The 829-nt window shown below is 81.4% G+C and carries 1 pseudogene; it reads left to right on the forward strand.

Going from position 1 to position 829, the window contains the following annotated elements:
* Positions 1–16: 16 nt before the first annotated feature.
* A pseudogene (locus NUM_RS25045) lies at positions 17–829 on the forward strand (hypothetical protein); the annotation flags it as partial.

An 829-nucleotide genomic window follows, 5' to 3' on the forward strand; every position in this document is an offset into this window, starting at 1 on the left:
GGCGGGGGCCACGAGGGTGACGCCGCCGGGCCCGGACGGCGGCGCGGGGACCACGACGGTCGCGGCGCTGGGTGCCGAGCTGGCAGCGCGGGCGACGGCGCTCGCGGCCCGGTTCGACGAGCGGAACGGCACCGGCCGGCAGGGCGCCGAGATCGCCGCGCTGCTGACCGCCGAGCCGCTGGTCGACCGGCTGCCGCTGGCCCGGGCCGGCTGGGGCAGCGCGGCGCCGTCCCCGGCGGTAGCGGTCGAGCCGGTTGCGGCGCCGCCGCTGCCGACCGAGCCGGCGGCGCTGGCCGACGCGGCCGAGCGGTACGGGTCCGAGTTCGCCGAGGCGGCGGAGCGGGCGGCCTGGGCCCGGTTCGACGAGGTGTGCCCGAGCCCGACCGGCGAGCTCGCCGGCCGGCGGCTGCTGGCCCGGGGGCTGGCCGAGTCGGACACCGATGTCGCGTCCGCCGAACGGCACTGGCGGGCCGCGGCCGACCTGTTCCCCGACTCGCCGGTGCGCCGGCACGCCGCGCTGAGCCTGGCCGGGCTGGCCCGCTGCCGGCAGGACGACCCGGACACCGGGCTGGCCGAGCTGACCGCGGCGCGCGACGCGCTGGCCGAGCTGGCCGCCGCCGCGCCGGACGGCGAGGTACCGGTCGGCGCCGATCCGGTGGTCGCGGCGCGCACGGCACAGGAGCGGCTGGCGATGGGGCTGGACGCGGCCGGCCGGCTGCCGGCGGCCGTCGCGGCCGCGCAGCAGGCACTGGAGAGCCCGGCCGACGACCGGCACACCGGCCGCACCCACGCGCTGCTGGCGTTCATGCACGCCAACACCGGCGACGCG

Origin of the sequence: Actinocatenispora comari (genome assembly GCF_017312725.1) — a bacterium.
GTDB lineage: Bacteria > Actinomycetota > Actinomycetes > Mycobacteriales > Micromonosporaceae > Actinocatenispora > Actinocatenispora comari.